General features: G+C 48.4%; 17 protein-coding genes. 6 read left to right on the top strand and 11 right to left on the bottom strand.

The features are described from left to right. Positions 1 to 19: 19 nt before the first annotated feature. Both A1359_RS11250 and surE read right to left on the bottom strand, forming a co-directional pair. Entirely contained in the window at positions 20 to 679 is a 660-nt protein-coding gene (locus A1359_RS11250) for a protein-L-isoaspartate(D-aspartate) O-methyltransferase (protein ID WP_066982520.1), read from the bottom strand. Then, the gene (gene surE / locus A1359_RS11245) at positions 676 to 1,431 is read right to left on the bottom strand and encodes a 5'/3'-nucleotidase SurE (RefSeq protein WP_066982517.1); all 756 of its coding nucleotides are present in this window, start codon (positions 1,429 to 1,431) and stop codon (positions 676 to 678) included. The genes A1359_RS11250 and surE overlap by 4 nt, the downstream gene beginning before the upstream one ends. Positions 1,432 to 1,495: 64 nt before the next feature. On the opposite strand from surE, the gene A1359_RS11240 reads away from it, so the two are divergent. The 3 genes from A1359_RS11240 (at position 1,496) to A1359_RS11230 (ending at position 5,532) form a co-directional block, all read left to right on the top strand. Further along, positions 1,496 to 2,065 (top strand): Smr/MutS family protein, encoded by a 570-nt coding sequence (locus A1359_RS11240; protein ID WP_066982527.1) that lies wholly within the window; start codon positions 1,496 to 1,498, stop codon positions 2,063 to 2,065. Positions 2,066 to 2,077: 12 nt separating this feature from the next. After that, a complete protein-coding gene (locus A1359_RS11235; protein WP_066982515.1) occupies positions 2,078 to 2,590 on the top strand; it encodes a DNA-deoxyinosine glycosylase in 513 nt (170 codons plus the stop codon). Between the two features lie 404 nt (positions 2,591 to 2,994). Beyond that, the gene (locus A1359_RS11230; RefSeq protein WP_066982511.1) at positions 2,995 to 5,532 is read left to right on the top strand and encodes an EAL domain-containing protein; all 2,538 of its coding nucleotides are present in this window, start codon (positions 2,995 to 2,997) and stop codon (positions 5,530 to 5,532) included. 410 nt (positions 5,533 to 5,942) lie between these two features. On the opposite strand, the gene A1359_RS11225 is transcribed toward A1359_RS11230, so the two are convergent. The 6 genes from A1359_RS11225 to A1359_RS11200 form a co-directional block, all read right to left on the bottom strand. Next, positions 5,943 to 6,737, bottom strand: a complete 795-nt coding sequence (locus tag A1359_RS11225) for a DUF2797 domain-containing protein (RefSeq protein WP_066982523.1) — start codon at positions 6,735 to 6,737, stop codon at positions 5,943 to 5,945. A 131-nt stretch (positions 6,738 to 6,868) separates the two neighbouring features. Continuing rightward, entirely contained in the window at positions 6,869 to 7,702 is an 834-nt protein-coding gene (thyA, locus tag A1359_RS11220; protein WP_066982508.1) for a thymidylate synthase, read from the bottom strand. A gap of 148 nt (positions 7,703 to 7,850) precedes the next feature. Continuing rightward, positions 7,851 to 8,405, bottom strand: a complete 555-nt coding sequence (locus A1359_RS11215; RefSeq protein ID WP_066982505.1) for a DUF2058 domain-containing protein — start codon at positions 8,403 to 8,405, stop codon at positions 7,851 to 7,853. Then, positions 8,402 to 8,998, bottom strand: a complete 597-nt coding sequence (locus tag A1359_RS11210; RefSeq protein WP_066982502.1) for a Uma2 family endonuclease — start codon at positions 8,996 to 8,998, stop codon at positions 8,402 to 8,404. The genes A1359_RS11215 and A1359_RS11210 overlap by 4 nt, the downstream gene beginning before the upstream one ends. Before the next feature lie 46 nt (positions 8,999 to 9,044). Continuing rightward, positions 9,045 to 10,262 (bottom strand): hypothetical protein, encoded by a 1,218-nt coding sequence (locus A1359_RS11205; protein ID WP_066982499.1) that lies wholly within the window; start codon positions 10,260 to 10,262, stop codon positions 9,045 to 9,047. A gap of 3 nt (positions 10,263 to 10,265) precedes the next feature. Next, a complete protein-coding gene (locus A1359_RS11200) occupies positions 10,266 to 11,108 on the bottom strand; it encodes an outer membrane protein assembly factor BamD (RefSeq protein ID WP_066982496.1) in 843 nt (280 codons plus the stop codon). Positions 11,109 to 11,191: 83 nt separating this feature from the next. Between A1359_RS11200 and rluD the strand changes: the two genes are divergently transcribed. From rluD to A1359_RS11185, 3 genes are read left to right on the top strand one after another with little or no spacing between them, the layout of a single operon-like run. After that, entirely contained in the window at positions 11,192 to 12,142 is a 951-nt protein-coding gene (gene rluD, locus A1359_RS11195) for a 23S rRNA pseudouridine(1911/1915/1917) synthase RluD (RefSeq protein ID WP_066982493.1), read from the top strand. After that, positions 12,123 to 12,848, top strand: coding sequence for a peptidoglycan editing factor PgeF (gene pgeF / locus A1359_RS11190; protein ID WP_066982489.1), 726 nt, complete (start codon positions 12,123 to 12,125; stop codon positions 12,846 to 12,848). Before rluD ends, pgeF begins: the two co-directional genes overlap by 20 nt. After that, a complete protein-coding gene (locus tag A1359_RS11185) occupies positions 12,849 to 13,682 on the top strand; it encodes a ZIP family metal transporter (RefSeq protein ID WP_066982487.1) in 834 nt (277 codons plus the stop codon). A 226-nt stretch (positions 13,683 to 13,908) separates the two neighbouring features. Here A1359_RS11185 and A1359_RS11180 read toward each other — a convergent pair whose 3' ends face one another. The 3 genes from A1359_RS11180 to A1359_RS11170 form a co-directional block, all read right to left on the bottom strand. Continuing rightward, positions 13,909 to 14,202 (bottom strand): hypothetical protein, encoded by a 294-nt coding sequence (locus tag A1359_RS11180; RefSeq protein ID WP_066982484.1) that lies wholly within the window; start codon positions 14,200 to 14,202, stop codon positions 13,909 to 13,911. Positions 14,203 to 14,589: 387 nt separating this feature from the next. Beyond that, the gene (locus A1359_RS11175) at positions 14,590 to 14,808 is read right to left on the bottom strand and encodes a hypothetical protein (protein WP_066982482.1); all 219 of its coding nucleotides are present in this window, start codon (positions 14,806 to 14,808) and stop codon (positions 14,590 to 14,592) included. Positions 14,809 to 15,249: 441 nt separating this feature from the next. Continuing rightward, a partial coding sequence (locus tag A1359_RS11170) for an Abi-alpha family protein (RefSeq protein WP_066982479.1) occupies positions 15,250 to 15,847 on the bottom strand: 598 nt, incomplete at its 5' end.

Genomic DNA, 15,847 nt, shown 5'->3' with positions numbered 1-15,847 from the left:
TGATATTCCATGCATATTCCTAACCAACACCGGTTAAAAACGGCACAAAAGTCACCCGCTCAACAACTTCATCTTCAAAGCCGTTTTCGGTACGGATAATCCGATGCAATTCCTGCCTACCTTCATGACCGACTGGAATGACCATGACGCAGCCTATGGCCATTTGTTGTAGCAGCGCTTCCGGAATCTCAGTCGGCGCCGCAGCCGCTAATATGCCATCAAAAGGCGCATGATCGGGCCACCCCCAACCACCATCACTGTGCTTGAAGCCTACAGATTTGATATCCAACTCCCATAACAAATCACGGGCTTTTTTCATCAAAGGCGCAATCCGTTCCACGGAATAAACCTGATCGACTAACTTGGCTAATATCGCAGTTTGATAGCCACAGCCCGTACCGATTTCCAGTACCTTGGTCAACGGACCTTTTTCCAATAACAGCTCCGTCATTTTGGCAACAATGTAAGGCTGGGATATGGTTTGGTTATGGCCGATTGGCAATGCGGTGTCTTCATAAGCCCGACTTTCCAACGCCTCGTCGACGAAAACATGTCGGGGTATTTCCGCCATCACGGCGAGCACTTTGGCATTCAAAATACCTTGACTTCTAAGCCTGGAAACCATACGTTCGCGTGTGCGCCGCGAAGTCATGCCGGCTCCTTGTAATCGTTGTTTCATGGCATTGTCTCCATAGCCAACCAATCGCGTAAACTGTCCAGTCTATCGTAACGCGTCAAATCCAATTGCAAAGGTGTAACGGAAACATAGCCATTGCGTATGGCATCAAAATCGGTACCCGGACCTGCGTCCTGTTCGCTACCTGGCGGCCCCACCCAATAAATGACATGCCCCCGTGGATCACTACTACGTATTACAGCTTCGGCTTTATGCCGTTGCCCCAAGCGGGTAGATTGATAGCCTTTCAGCTCGTCGAGTGGTACATCGGGCACATTCACATTTAACAAGGTATCTTCCGGCAACGGATGTGCCTGAATCTTGCGCAGCAAGTTCACCGCAACATGCGCAGCAGTATCGAAATGTTTGGGATCGCTACCTGTCAAAGAAATGGCTACCGCTGGCAAGCCCAGGAAGCGGCCTTCTGTCGCCGCAGCCACAGTGCCAGAATAAAGCACGTCATCGCCCAAATTGGCGCCGTGATTGATGCCGGCAAACACCATATCCGGCTCATTTTCAAGCAAACCGGTGATAGCCAGGTGCACACAATCGGTGGGTGTGCCATCGACACGAACAAAACCATTTTCACAGGTTGTTGCCCTAAGCGGCATATCCAGTGTCAAAGAATTACTGGCGGCACTGCGGTTTTTATCCGGCGCGACCACAGATACCTGCGCGTAAGGCTGTAAAGCGGCCGCCAGTGCATTGATGCCCTGAGCCAAATATCCATCGTCATTACTAATCAGAATGTGCATACTGCTATAAAACGCATTAAAATTGCAGCATCTTAGCAAAAAAACCGCAAAACCAGCAGCTTACGTGACAAAAAAACCCACACTTTCAGATGACAGCGCCCTATTCCGCAGCAGCGTCGGCCAAGTCAGGCCTATAAACACCAACACGGTGGTACTGAAACCGGATAAAAAACCACGCCCTGTGCCGACTTTTAAACCATTAGAACAAGTCGATCCGCTACAAAACGCAGTAGCATCCGAGCTGGAAACCTTATTCCAAGAGGACAAAGTGGGCTTTATCGCCCCTGGTTTACAAAAAAATGTACTTAAAAAGCTTCGCAAAGGTTATTACGGTTTAGATGCCACCATTGATTTGCACGGCCTGACCAGTCGCGAAGCCCAGCAGCAACTACTGCGATTTTTGCATTTCTGCGTGGAAGACGGCAGTCGCTGCGTGCAAATTATCCATGGCAAAGGCTATAACTCGCCAGACAACCAACCGGTACTGAAAAACGACATCAACCTCTGGCTACGTCAACACCAAGACGTGCTGGCGTTCTGCTCTACGCCACCCAAAGCCGGCGGCACTGGCGCATTGTATGTACTATTAAAACTATCCGATAAATTTGGCTTAACCGATGAAGAGTTGGCATAGCATTAGATATTGATGTCGGACATTCTTAGCTTCCCTCCCATTGCCGATAAAAATGCCACGATATTGATTTTGGGCAGCATCCCCGGCAAGGCATCGTTGGAAGCCGGCGAATATTACGCCCATCCACGCAATCAATTCTGGCGCATCATCGCCGAATTACTGAATACCGATCCACTCATCGACTACCCTAGAAAAACACAAAGCTTGCTCGATGCGCATATCGCGCTGTGGGATGTCATGCAATCCTGTATTCGTGCCGGCAGCCTGGACTCTGCTATCGATAAAAGTTCGATTGTCACCAACGATTTCAAAGGTTTTTTAGCGCATCATCCCTACATTAGCCACATTTTCTTCAACGGCGTCACTGCCGAGCAAGCTTTCCGTCGTCGGGTATTACCTGAATTAGCTATACCCATGCTTCATTTACAACGCCTGCCTTCAACCAGTCCTGCCCATGCAGCCATGTCTTATCAACAAAAGCTTAATTGCTGGGACGTGATAACCAAGGAATTGAACCTAAGCTGAATAGAGCGTATACCTCAAACCCATCAAATGTGGAGCATTCATTATGTTTGGCAGTGACAATGACTAGAAACAAAAACATGCAAAAATTTAGCAGGCCTTTAGCGTTAGGTAAATAGAGTGAATAATTAGGATTCCAGCTACACTTGTAGTTCGCCAGACTCCTGTTTCAGGAAAGTTCATTTGATGCTGTTAATTTTCCAGCATAAAACTTAGAATCAACAATCTGATTTGGACTGCTTTTATTCCCTCCCTGCAGATACTCTTTTTGTTGATAAGGCACAGCTTAAAACACTATATAACCAGCTGCTTTGGTTTGAATAACGCAAAATCTTAGGGGGTTTATGGTTACACATAACTAACAGTATCTTTTCTAAGGCCGTTGTTAATCTCAAAGGAATTTAAAATTGTGGCAGTTATTCACTGAAGCTTTCAACCTATCCGGACTGGCCCCTCATGGTTTCTGCCTACAATGGAACCCGGTATTACTTTGGACATTGGTCGGTTCTGACTCACTCATCGCCATCAGTTATTTTTCAATTCCGTTTGCCATTTGGTTTTTTGCCCACAAAAGGCCTGATGTTCGAAATCGCGGCTTATTCGTACTATTCGGTCTATTCATTGTAACCTGTGGCATTACCCATTTGCTGGATGTTGTGACGATTTGGCACCCTGATTACTGGATTGCAGCCTTTGCAAAAGTTGCCACAGCGGCATTTTCCGTTGTCACTGCGGTCATAATCTGGCGCGTCATGCCGGACGCTCTAAAGGCACCTTCGGTGCAACAGCTAAAACAAGCCAAAGCAGAACTTGAATCCATAAATGCAGAACTGGAACAACGCGTACAAGCAAGAACGGTAGCCTTAGCGGAATCCAATAAACTACTGGAGACGGAAAGGGCACAATTACGGGGGTTAATTGACAACATTCCTGATTATATTTTCATCAAAGATACAAACAGTGTTTATCAGGCTTGTAACAAAGCGGTGGAAGACTATTTTGGCCTCTCAGAGAGTGAAATTATAGGCAAAACCGATTTTGCATTTGTCGATGCCACCACTGCAGAACAGTTCCAACAACAAGACCGTGAAACCTTGGCTTCTGATTGTATATGTCGCCATGAAGAACTGATCACGCATCCGGATGGTCAACAGTTTTACCTGGAAACCCTCAAAATCCCGTTCAAAGACGATCAACAAAAGACGCGTGGATTGATAGGCGTCGGCCGAAACATTACCGAACGCAAGCTGGCAGATAAAAAACTACAATTGGCCGCTAAAGTCTTTAGCCATGCTCGCGAAGGCATCATGATTACCGATGCAGCCGGTACTATTATAGAAGTCAACGAAACCTTTACCAGTATCACAGGATATAGTTACGATGAAGCCGTAGGGCAAAACCCTAGCCTATTCAAATCAGGCAGACAGCCGCCTGAATTCTATTCTGCCATGTGGAAAGCCTTGCTTGAAAAAGGACATTGGTATGGTGAAATTTGGAATCGCCATAAAAGTGGCAATATATACGCTGAAATGATCACCATCAGCGCTGTGACAGATGACCTAGGGCAAACGCAAAACTATGTGGCCCTATTTACCGACATCACGCAACTCAAACAGCACCAACAAGAATTGGAGCATATTGCGCATTATGACGCCTTGACCTGCTTGCCCAATCGGGTGCTGCTGACTGATCGCCTAAATCAAGCCATGATGCACAGTGAACGGCGTCATGAAGTACTGGCACTGGTTTATCTGGACCTGGATGGATTTAAGGCGGTCAATGATGAATATGACCATCAAATGGGCGATGAATTACTGATAGCAATTTCGCAAGCGATGAAAGAGGCTTTACGCGAAGGCGATACGCTGGCACGTATTGGTGGTGATGAGTTTATTGCAATATTGGTAGATTTAGAACGCATCAGTGATTGCGATCCGGTACTGGAACGCCTTTTACTAGCCGCTTCCACGCCGATTACCATCGAAAATCTCGAATTACAACTTTCTGCAAGCATCGGTGTGACGTTTTATCCGCAGGATAATGTGGATGCAGACCAATTGATACGTCACGCTGACCAAGCTATGTATATCGCCAAACAGGAAGGCAAAAACCGCTTCCATGTCTTCGATATTTTTCAAGATGCCGCCATCAAGACCCAGCAAGCTAAATTAGAGGACATACATTCCGCACTGGCTAATGGCGATTTCGTCCTATATTATCAGCCCAAGGTTAATATAAGGAGCGGCCAAGTCATCGGTGTTGAAGCGTTGATTCGTTGGCAACATAGAGAACGGGGCTTGCTCTCACCGGCCGAGTTTTTACCTATCATTGAAAATCATCCGCTAGAAATTCTGCTTGGGGAATGGGTGATAGATACCGCTCTGGAACAGATCAGACAATGGCAGTCTGTTGGATTAAATTTGCTGATTAGCGTCAATATTGCTGCCAAACAATTCCAGCAAGCCAATTTTGTCGAGCGGGTATCGGCCATCTTAGCGTTGCATGCCGATATTCAGACCCGCTTTTTAGAGTTTGAAGTGTTGGAAACCAGCGCAATGGAAGATTTGGCCGCCGTTTCTGACAAAATCAAAACCTGTCGTGAAATGGGGCTAAGATTTGCCCTGGATGATTTTGGTACTGGGTTTTCCTCACTGACCTATCTGCGGCATTTGCCAGTGGATATGGTAAAAATCGATCAAAGTTTTGTGCGCGACATGCTGGACGATCCTGATGACCTCTCCATCGTTAAGGGAGTTATTGGCTTGGCCAATAACTTTTCCCGTGAGGTGATTGCAGAAGGGGTGGAATCCAAAAATCACGCCAAAATGCTGCTCTCGATAGGCTGCGACCTGGCACAAGGCTATGGCATTGCCCGCCCAATGCCCGCAGCTGAAATGCCTGACTGGGTTAACCAGTGGCATGCAAAAGAAATCTGGAAAGCATAGTAACGATCTAAAATGTATCCAGCCATAGAGCCAAGGATTAAGACATCGATCACCTTAGGATATGGTTGGAAATAACATCCCGAAATCCAAGCGCATCGTTCCTACGCTTCGCGTGAGAACACAACCTGAACCGCTCTGCGGCTCGGGACGCTGGAGCATCCCCAACAGGGTTCCCACGCGGAGCATCACTGCCATTAAGTTAAGGAAGAACAATCCCTTCTCCCTCCGGGAGAAGGTTAGGATGAGGGGATTAAATAAAGCTTTTTTGCCTTATTATAAATCTCCTCTCCCCAACCCTCTCCAGCAGGAGAGGGAGCTTTTTCTTAACTTAATGGCAGTGACGCGGAGCATGGGAACCATAGGAGGAAGTTAATTTTGGCGAAATCCTTAGAGCGGCAACAGGCTTGCAATTAGCCGGCTATATCTACTTCATAGCCAGTAAACTTGCGGATATTGATCACCCCAGTGTCCAGCAGCAGATACTGACCTTTGATACCTTGCAGCACACCCGACACTTCCGGGTCTTTATCCAAATTAAAGGATTTGACCTTGGTAGGATATTGCAATACTGGATAATGAATATCCACCACCTCGGCATCGGCTAGAAAATGCACGGCGTCAGCACCGAATCGATCACTGATGGCAGACAGTTCGTCAGTGCACTTTGCCAGCAATTCATCACGTAGGGTTGGTAAGTCCAGTGGCTGCACGTTGTTTTTAAGCATCTGCTGCCAGCTGGTTTTATCACTGACATGTTTGGCCAACGCCACTTCCACTAAACCGGATACCTGTCGGGATGCAACCTGAAACACAGGTATGGCCTGTACGGCCCCTTGATCGATCCAGCGGGTAGGGATTTGTGACTGACGAGTAATGCCGACTTTGATACCTGATGAATTGGCTAGATAAACAATGTGCGGCTGAAAACAAAATTCTTCGCCCCAACTAGGCTCACGACAGGTGCCGGCGGCGTAATGGCAAGTTTCCGGCTTCATGATGCACATATCGCATTGCGCCAATTTGATGAAGCAAGAGTAGCAGTAGCCCTGATTAAAACTTTTGCTGGTCTTTTTATGGCAATGTACACAAAAAATTTTGCCGCTATAACGCAACTTAATCGGTTGGCCTATCAGTGGATTCAAATCCAGCTCGGCATCGCCAACCGGCAAACGGTAGCTCACCGGTTCTGTCAGTTGTGTAGTCATTTTTTGTAAACAGCCCAACACTTTTTTACCTCGGTTTAATAAACAGAAACCAGCTTATTGCCCCAGGAAAGCCGCTTTCAGCATATTCCCGATCAGTCATGCAAATGGGTTTTAAAAATAAAGCCAATACCTCAAATCGATATCGGCGCTTTGATGGCAGCGTGAGATTGATAATCCACGATGTCAAAATCCTCAAATTGATAATCAAAAATAGACGCCGGTTTGCGTTTGATATTTAGACGCGGTAACGGAAACGGTTGCCGGCTTAATTGCAGCTTGGCCTGCTCCAGATGGTTCAGGTACAGGTGTACGTCGCCGCCGGTCCAGACAAAATCACCCACTTGCAAATCGGATTGCTGGGCCAGCATGTGGGTCAATAATGCGTAACTGGCGATATTGAAGGGCAGGCCCAAAAAGGTATCGCAGCTGCGCTGATAAAGCTGACAAGACAGCTTGCCGTCTACCACATAAAACTGAAACAACGCATGGCAAGCCGCCAACGCCATTTTGCCATTCGCAACATTGGTTTGCGGCGTTTGCGATTCATCAGGCAAATCCGCCACATTCCAGGCCGATACCAACATACGTCGGCTATTAGGGGTATTTTTAATCTGCTCGACGACTTGAGCGATCTGATCGATGGTTTCGCCATGCCCTGCTGGCCAGTTACGCCATTGCGCGCCGTAAACCGGGCCTAAGTTACCATTGGTGTCTGCCCATTCATTCCAAATCGTCACGCCGCTTTCCTGCAGGTAACGAACATTGGTGTCGCCCTTAAGAAACCATAATAGCTCGTGAATGATGGATTTGACATGCACTTTCTTGCTAGTGACCAATGGAAAACCATCCGCCAGATTGAAGCGCATCTGGTGGCCGAATACAGACAAGGTGCCGCTGCCGGTACGATCGCCTTTTTTGTGGCCCGTGTCGAGTAATGTCTGGAGTAAGTTTAAGTATTGCTGCATTTTTATATGGGATTAAGCATGGTTTGGTTCAATGCGATCCTGCCAAAAAAATAAGTTTCTTGGCGTTGCAATTCCATGGCGAGGGCTTTTAACCCGGTTGCACCAGTGGGTGGGATAACCGGAAAAGATCAAGCGCGCAGGTATAGACTCACCACATCAAATCATCCGGAATCTGAAAGTCTGCGTACGGATCATCTTCGACCGCCACATCTTGGGTAACCTGATTTAACACGATAACGGCATGCGGATCTCTATCCTGGATTTTACGGGCGACTTCCGCCGGGACGATTTCATAACCGGATTCCAGACCGATAATGCCGGCGCGGCCATTAATCAAAGCCTCGCGCACCTTATCGCCGACATAAACAGTTTTGACTTTATTTTGGTGATTAAATTGATACAGCAAGCCATCTGCCTCTTGTGCGATGCGATTAAGCAAAGTGATTTGCTTGATTTGTGCCACCAGAGCTTTTTGTTCTTCCGCCAATTTACGCTGCCGATTCAGTTCCCGATCGCGCTCTATTTGCTGCTGACGGGCTTGTTCGGCACTCAGCTTAACCTCGTCAACAATCTCAACACCATTATTGCGTTGTAGTTTGTCCTGTTTGCGCTTTTCGGCTTTCACTTGTTTGACTTTGGTTTCGTTAGTCAGGCCGGATTTCAGCAGTTGGGCTTGTAACGGATTGAGTTGCGGTTTTTTCATAGGTTTTCGTCGTCGTTTAAATAAGGCACCAATGCCTCCCAATCTATGCTGATGTCCGGCAGTACCGATACAGGCGTACTGCCTTGCAATACAAATATATCCGGCTTGCCGTATTCGCCGTTCTCTAGTCGATAGATAGTCAGCACCCGATCCGTTGGATGTACTAGCCAGTATTCCAACACGCCGTGACGTTCGTAGATACGACGTTTTTCGATCTGATCCCGGCTAGCCGATTTGGGCGACAACACTTCCACCACCCAATCCGGCGCGCCTCGCACCCCACGACGATCCAGCTTGCTTGGATCACACACCACCATAACATCGGGTTGCACGACAATGTCACTGTCTTCATCGGCTTCATTATGCCGTGGCAGGCGCACATCTAGCGGCGCAATCAAGGCACGGCAAGTCTTGCCGACTAATGCATTGGCCACTTGCCTAAATATTTCGCCAGCAACGTTCTGGTGAGCCAGGATAGGCGCTGGCGTCATCATATACACCTGTCCGTCGATGATCTCGCAACGCATATCATCCGGCCAGGTTAGATAATCTTTATAGGTATAGTGTTTGTCGTTTTCTAATGCAAAAGCCATGGCTCAATCTCCAAGGTCATCATGTCGCCAAGCATAACACATGGCTCTAGCGACCCAATAATTTGCCGCTGGCATGCTTCTGCCACCAGGTCAGCGGCTGGGTAATCGGCGTAGAACAGCGGTCATAACCTTGATATTCGATACCGCGAAACACCTGGTTACGCAGCCATTGATAGGCGACAGGTGCACTTTGCTGTAGTCGCTCCGGAATTAGAATATATTGCGCCAGCAACTCGGCCAGTTTTTCCTGCGTGTTGCCGTCATAACGACCATCATTCACTTCGTGCAGATATTCAAACGCCTCAAACCATTTCGATGGCCACAGCGCCAGCTTGGCGTCGGCGATAATTTTCATGATTTGTTCGTCATTGGAAATCTTGTGGTACTTATAGAAAAAATATAGGTCGTCGGTACCGTTCCAGAAATGAAAATTATCCACGGTATGGGCAATTTCATGCACCACAATAGGCAAACGAAAATCCACCAGATATTGCACATCAATATCCCGGTAAGTACTACCCTCCTTGGCCTTATCAAACTCTTTGACGGTAAACACGATCAAATTCTGGCCGCTAAACACCTGAGCCACGGTCTGCGAGCGGAAACCCACTCCCGGCACCAAAGTCAACGGATGGGTATGATCTTGCCAGATGCTGGTTTTGTAATCTTCCTGAAAAGCGTCGAGGATAAGCTCTTGAATCGCAGTCGGTTTGTCGGCAATTTCTTGATTAAGATTGTCTACCGGCTTGGCCTTGCTGATGCTTTGCCGCAAAAAAGCCGGAATTTTGCGTATGGCTTTTTCAAATAGCCGCACATGATCGGCATCAAACTGCTTTATCAGATAGTTTTGATCCTCGCTGCGCTTGATGACGGTTTTGGTATCGTAAAATAGCGCCAGCACTCGCCAGGCAGCGTCGCGATCGTCCCAGTATTTCTCCAGCACACATAAATCGGCTAATGCATTTGTTTTGCAATCTTCCCGGTAGTCGGTTAAATCATCCAGATACTCTTGCGTGGTATGGTCGGTTAAAACCGCCACCGCTTGCTGACGTAAATTGGGGTGATTTTTCTCGTAAAATCGAATGATTTCGCTAAGTTGTTCGACAGACATGAATTGCTGTTCGCTAGTGGCGCACAGCAATTCAGCGTTTTGTGACAAGGTAAAAAAGCGGTTTTGAAACAGCGGCTCATAAGCTGCGGCTGCCAGCGTCGCAAGACTACATAACAGCAAACCCGCCGTCGACAAACATTGCAAACGTCTCAAGCGTTATTTATCCATACCCAAGGCATTCCAAGCTTCTTCCATGATGGTGAGATCTTTATAATCAGCCACTGGCATGCCGCTTGGATAATTTAAGTTGAATACCCGCTCGGCATCGGCGGCCAAATTTTCCATGCCCAACTTACGATAACCTTCTTGCATAATTTGCAGTGCATGCGGCACCGCTGGCGTACGGTCATATTCTTTGATGATATTGTTGGCACGACTTACCGCCGCCACATAGGCTTTGCGGCGCATGTAAAAATCAGCCACATGTAATTCATACATCGCCATATTGTTGCGTAATGCCACCATGCGTAAACGAGCATCGGGCACGTATTTACTTTGCGGGAAGCGTTGGATCAATTCCTGAAAATTGTCATAAGCATCTTTGGCATTGCCGGGATCGCGTTGCGAAGAGTCTGTAGGTAAAAAACGGTCAATAAAACCAATGCCGCGATTGTAGTTGATCAAACCCTTTAAATAATAGGCATAGTCAACATTGGGATTGCGGGGGTGAACTTTGATAAATCGATCAGTCGCCGCCAACGCCGCTTCCGGATCATCATTTTTATAATAGGCATAAGCCACGTTTAACTGAGTCTGAGCGGCATAATCGCCAAACGGATACCTCGCCTCCAGAGCTTCGTAAAGCTTGATGGCTTTTTGGTAGTTTTTGTCTTCCAATGCGGCTTTGGCTTCTTGATGAAACCTGGCATCGTCCCAGCCGACATATTCATCTTCTTTAGCAGAATTATCCTTGCCGCCGAACATATTCAAGGTCTCACAACCCGGCAAGATGCCAGCTAAACTGACAATAAAAAGAGTTTTTACTAAAAGTAATCGCATAGAAAAGACAACACGTTGTAATATTGCGGGTTTTTTGCGGTTAAAGGCAACACCAAAACCGCGAGTATATCTTAAAAACGACTATGACGATATTAACGGCAAGGGTTCCTGACGAACTGGCAGGCATGAGACTGGATCAGTGTCTGGCTGAAATGTTTCCCGACTATTCCCGCAGCAAGCTGCAAACCTGGGTTAAAGACGGCCGCGTGCTGGTCGATGGTGAACAACGCAAAGGCCGCGAGAAATTAGATGGCGGCGAAGAAATTGAACTGGATGCCGAAGCCGAACAGGTGGTGGAATACGACGCTGAAGACATTCCGTTGGACATTATTTACGAAGACGAGTCCATATTGATCGTCAACAAACCGGCCGGACTGGTGGTGCATCCGGCAGTTGGCAACTGGACAGGTACCCTGGTCAATGCTTTGCTAAATCACGCTCCGCACCTTGATATCCTGCCGCGTGCCGGCATTGTGCACAGGATAGACAAAGAAACCAGCGGTTTGTTAATGGTCGCTAAAACCTTGCAAGCGCATAACAGCCTGGTCGAGCAATTGCAGGAACGCAGCATACACCGTGAGTATTTGGCCTTAGTGAAAGGCTGGATGACTGCCGGCGGCACTGTCGACCAGCCTATTGGTCGCCACCCGGTAGACCGCAAACGTAATGCGGTGCGGCGCGATGGCAAAGAAGCCGTCACCCATTATCGCCTGGAACAACGCTTCAAACGCCACACCCTGATTCGGGTCAAGCTGGAAACCGGTCGCACACATCAGATTCGGGTACATATGACGCATATCAATTACCCTTTGATAGGCGACCAAGTATACGGCGGCCGTTTTCAAATGCCGGCCGAATGTAACCCGGCGCTGGCTGAAGCCTTGCGCAGTTTCAAGCGCCAAGCACTACATGCCACCAAGCTGGGACTGGAGCATCCGGAAACCGGCGAATACATGGAATGGGAACTACCTATGCCGGAAGACATGCAAAACCTGATTAAGCTACTAACAGAAAATGAACTGGATCAAACCTGATTGGCCGCTGCCGGCGCACGTACATGCCGCAGTCACCTTGCGTAACGGCGGCGTCAGTAGCGGCAGCTATGCCAGCCTAAATCCGGCCAGCCACGTTAACGACCAGCCTGCCCATGTGCAGGCCAATCGCGACATTATCAAACAGATGCTGCAACTGCCGGCCGAACCGGTATGGTTACAACAAGTACATGGCGTGCAGGTGGTCAAAGCCGACCAAGTGCAAGGCTTGCCGGAAGCCGATGCCAGCTTTAGCGATCAAACCGGCACCGTATGCGCCGTGTTGACGGCTGATTGTCTGCCGGTTTTATTCTGTGGCGACGATGGCGCGGTTATAGCCGCCGCACATGCCGGCTGGCGAGGCTTACAGGCGGGCGTGATTGAGCAAACATTATTGGCGATGCACTGCCGTGACGTGTCTATCTGGCTGGGCCCGGCGATAGGGCCAGACAACTTTGAAGTAGGTGATGACGTGCGCGATGCTTTTATAGCAGACAATTCAAAAACACAAGCAGCCTTTAAAACCCATGGCCCCGGCAAATGGTTGGCTGATATTTATCAGTTGGCAAAACTGCAACTCAAGGAATTGGGCATAAAACAAATCTATGGCGGTGGCTATTGCACGGTTGCCGATGAACAGCGCTTTTATTCCTACCGCCGCGATGGAGCCACTACAGGCCGCATGGCCAGCCTGATCTGGAGAGATTAATTGAGTACTTTGTTATTGATCGTCCTGTTTACAGCCATTGGCGGCATTCTTAGCGTCATGGCGGCCGGCGTGTTTTTATTGCTGCCCGAGCAGCAAAGACAAAATGTCTTACCGCACGGCATCAGTTTCGCTACCGGCGCACTGCTAACCGGCGCATTTTGCGGCTTGATTCCGCATGCTTTTGAAGAAGTCGCGGTGGCAGACATGCCCATGTTGTCAGCCACCATACTGATCGGCATTCTGTTGTTTTTTATCCTGGAAAAACTACTGGTCTGGCGCCACTGCCATTCTCATGCCTGCGAAGCTCATGGTGAAGATTCTCATGATGAGCACGATCATGCTCATGCTCACAACCACTCGCATGATAATAGCCGCCGTGCAACCGGCATGTTTATTATTCTGGGTGACAGCATCCATAATTTTGTCGACGGCGTCTTGATTGGTGCGGCATTTTTAACCGACCCACAATTGGGCATCGTAACCAGTTTAGCGGTTGCCGCGCACGAAATTCCGCAGGAAGTGGGCGACTTCGCCATCCTGCTGCACAGCGGCTACACTCGTAAAAAAGCCTTGATATACAATATGCTGGCTAGCCTGACCACCGTGATTGGCGGTGTATTAGCTTATTTCAGCTTAGGCGACTTGCACCACATCCTGCCGTATTTTCTAACCTTGGCCGCCTCCAGCTTTATTTATATTGCTGTGGCTGATTTGATTCCGTCCTTGCATCAAAAAACCGACATCAAAACCTCCTTACAACAGATCGGTTTTATTCTGGCTGGGGTGGCATTGATTTTAGTGATGCAGAGTATCGCACATCGATTTGAGGGCTAAACGCTTGGAGGGCATGTTGTTTTAGGGAATTACCCTGCGTAATCGGCTGGTACGAGAGCGCTCCCTGATAGTTGAGTAATATCAGGGAGCGCTCGGCGTGTGCTCCTGCATCGCCTAAAGCGTCTATTGTTAACGCCTTAACTGCTGCATCCATGCAGTCATCTCGCAATAACATAATCTGTTTGGCTGCTTTTATACTCCAGTTTCAGTGCAGCCTACACAGCCATTAATCTTCTATTGGCTCTACAACAGGCACTTGCGTCTCAGCGGGTTTGGGCTTTTTAGCTGCAGCCGCTTTTTCTGCCTCGGCAGCTTTTTGGGCTTTTTTCGCCGCTCTTTCTTCAGCCTTTTTTGCCAGCGCAGCCTTTTGGTCTGCCGCCTGTCTTGCGGCTACCGAACCGGTTTCCGCTTCGGCCAATACCATGGCTGTATCGGCAACGCTTATTGCCGGCATTAACAACGCGGACATAACGCAAGCACTTAACGACAATCTAATTATTTTTGCTTTGATATGTAACATAACTACCTCATTAGTTAAGAATCAATAGGATAGGAATCGATTAATTTAACGCTAATCCAACCCCATCCTTATTACAATTTACCAAACTTTTACGCTGATGCGATAGGTTTCATTATCTGGCATACCGTTTTTCAAGCGGTTTTAGCCCTGTGAAAATCATTAAATGCGTCCCGTAGGGTGTCAATAGACGATAGCCGTATTGCGCCGCATGTCGGCCCAATCATTCGGCGCATTAAGCTATCGCTAATGCGCTCCACGTGGACTACGAAAGCCGGACGAGTTTTGTAAACCCGTCCGTAACGTTTTGCGTACCATACCCCGCTCCCAGAAATGAAACGTAAGCAACGGGATTATAAACCCCGTCGCGCCGAGTCCTCGAGCGATAGATTAGGCATAGCGGCCAAAGAGCATGATTCCAACGCCAACCAGTTGCAGAAAGAATGGGTTTTTGGCAACACCCCAATTCATGATTAGAAAAAGCAGGGACACTGGCGCAATAACTACGCAGCCAAGCCCCCACCAAACGCTTGTTTTGAATGCGGCAATCAATGTTCCTATACCGCCGATAACGAAAACAAAAAGTCCAAGATAGACTAAAACCTCCATTTCTTCCCCTGTTATCCAATGTATATAATGCAACTATTTGCACCAACTGTTACAAAAATATTTTCGCCTTACGCTTTTTAAATTCTTCGCGTGAAATTTGGCCTGTGTCTTGAAGAGCTTTGAACGCGGTAAGCCGCAATCCGTATGGCGTCAATAGGCGATAGCCGTATTGCGCCGCAAGTTAGCTTTCAATCATTCGACGCATTACGCTTTCTCTAGTGCGCCCTATGTGGACCGGGCTTCCATCCTAATTACGCCGCATAGCCCGGTAGGATGCGGTGATAACCACATCAACGAAAGCCGGACGGGTTTTGTAAACCCGTCCGTCACGTTTTGCGTGACCATACCCGGTTCCAGAAATCAAACGTAAGCAACGGGGTTACAAACCCCATCGCGCTCAGGACATGGACTCCTCCTACTGGGCTATCGCGGCAATGTAACCTACCCAGTTTGTAGAGTACAAGCTTCGACGAAGCTCTTGCCGAGGAGCGTTGGGTTGACTGACTGGAATAGCTCCCCGCCTCCCCAGGACTTCTGAATGATGATACAACCCAGGCGCGCCAAGTTCGCTAGAGCGAGCTTTACCTCCTTGCTCGGCTCAGGCAGACTATCACCTTTCCCGTCATCTTTGCCCACGACCACTTCGGCTGGGAGTAGTCCAACCTTGACGCCGTCGTGTCGGGTCTGCTCATATGGGAGCGAATAGATATTCAGCAGAATTGAAGCCTCAAGCGGCGTGAGCTGCTCCAGGATAGAAATGTAGGCGCGTTGCAACGTTGTGCGACTTTGCACGTTGGCTGCGTTAACGAGGAGGCGCACCCAAAGGTCTTGCAGCGAGTCGTCGTCTTCAAGGGATGCCGCCTCCAAGAGAGGCACTGCGAGCTTCAAAGGTATTGGTCGAGTTGGGTGTGTCAGACCTGCTTCGGTCAGGAGCTGCTCCGCTCTTTGCATTAGCCTAACTTGTCGTTCCCACCGCATGTATTTGAGTTTGTCCTCAAAGATGCCCATGCCTTGTTCGATAGCCCGGTAGGATGCGGTG

Source organism: Methylomonas lenta, assembly GCF_001644015.1.
In the GTDB taxonomy this organism is placed as follows: Bacteria; Pseudomonadota; Gammaproteobacteria; order Methylococcales; family Methylomonadaceae; genus Methylomonas; species Methylomonas lenta.
Note: the sequence above shows the minus strand (reverse complement) of the source record. Positions and strands in the feature narration are given on the sequence as shown.

Bases quoted from the DNA above. Each gene is read 5' to 3' on its own strand.
- A1359_RS11250 (WP_066982520.1), bottom strand. From the start codon at position 679: ATGAAACAACGATTACAAGGAGCCGGCATGACTTCGCGGCGCACACGC.
- A1359_RS11210 (WP_066982502.1), bottom strand. From the start codon at position 8,998: ATGGCTTTTGCATTAGAAAACGACAAACACTATACCTATAAAGATTAT.
- thyA (WP_066982508.1), bottom strand. From the start codon at position 7,702: ATGCAGCAATACTTAAACTTACTCCAGACATTACTCGACACGGGCCAC.
- A1359_RS11180 (WP_066982484.1), bottom strand. From the start codon at position 14,202: ATGTTACATATCAAAGCAAAAATAATTAGATTGTCGTTAAGTGCTTGC.
- pgeF (WP_066982489.1), top strand. From the start codon at position 12,123: ATGAACTGGATCAAACCTGATTGGCCGCTGCCGGCGCACGTACATGCC.
- rluD (WP_066982493.1), top strand. From the start codon at position 11,192: ATGACGATATTAACGGCAAGGGTTCCTGACGAACTGGCAGGCATGAGA.
- A1359_RS11235 (WP_066982515.1), top strand. From the start codon at position 2,078: ATGTCGGACATTCTTAGCTTCCCTCCCATTGCCGATAAAAATGCCACG.
- A1359_RS11175 (WP_066982482.1), bottom strand. From the start codon at position 14,808: ATGGAGGTTTTAGTCTATCTTGGACTTTTTGTTTTCGTTATCGGCGGT.
- surE (WP_066982517.1), bottom strand. From the start codon at position 1,431: ATGCACATTCTGATTAGTAATGACGATGGATATTTGGCTCAGGGCATC.
- A1359_RS11200 (WP_066982496.1), bottom strand. From the start codon at position 11,108: ATGCGATTACTTTTAGTAAAAACTCTTTTTATTGTCAGTTTAGCTGGC.
- A1359_RS11225 (WP_066982523.1), bottom strand. From the start codon at position 6,737: ATGACTACACAACTGACAGAACCGGTGAGCTACCGTTTGCCGGTTGGC.
- A1359_RS11215 (WP_066982505.1), bottom strand. From the start codon at position 8,405: ATGAAAAAACCGCAACTCAATCCGTTACAAGCCCAACTGCTGAAATCC.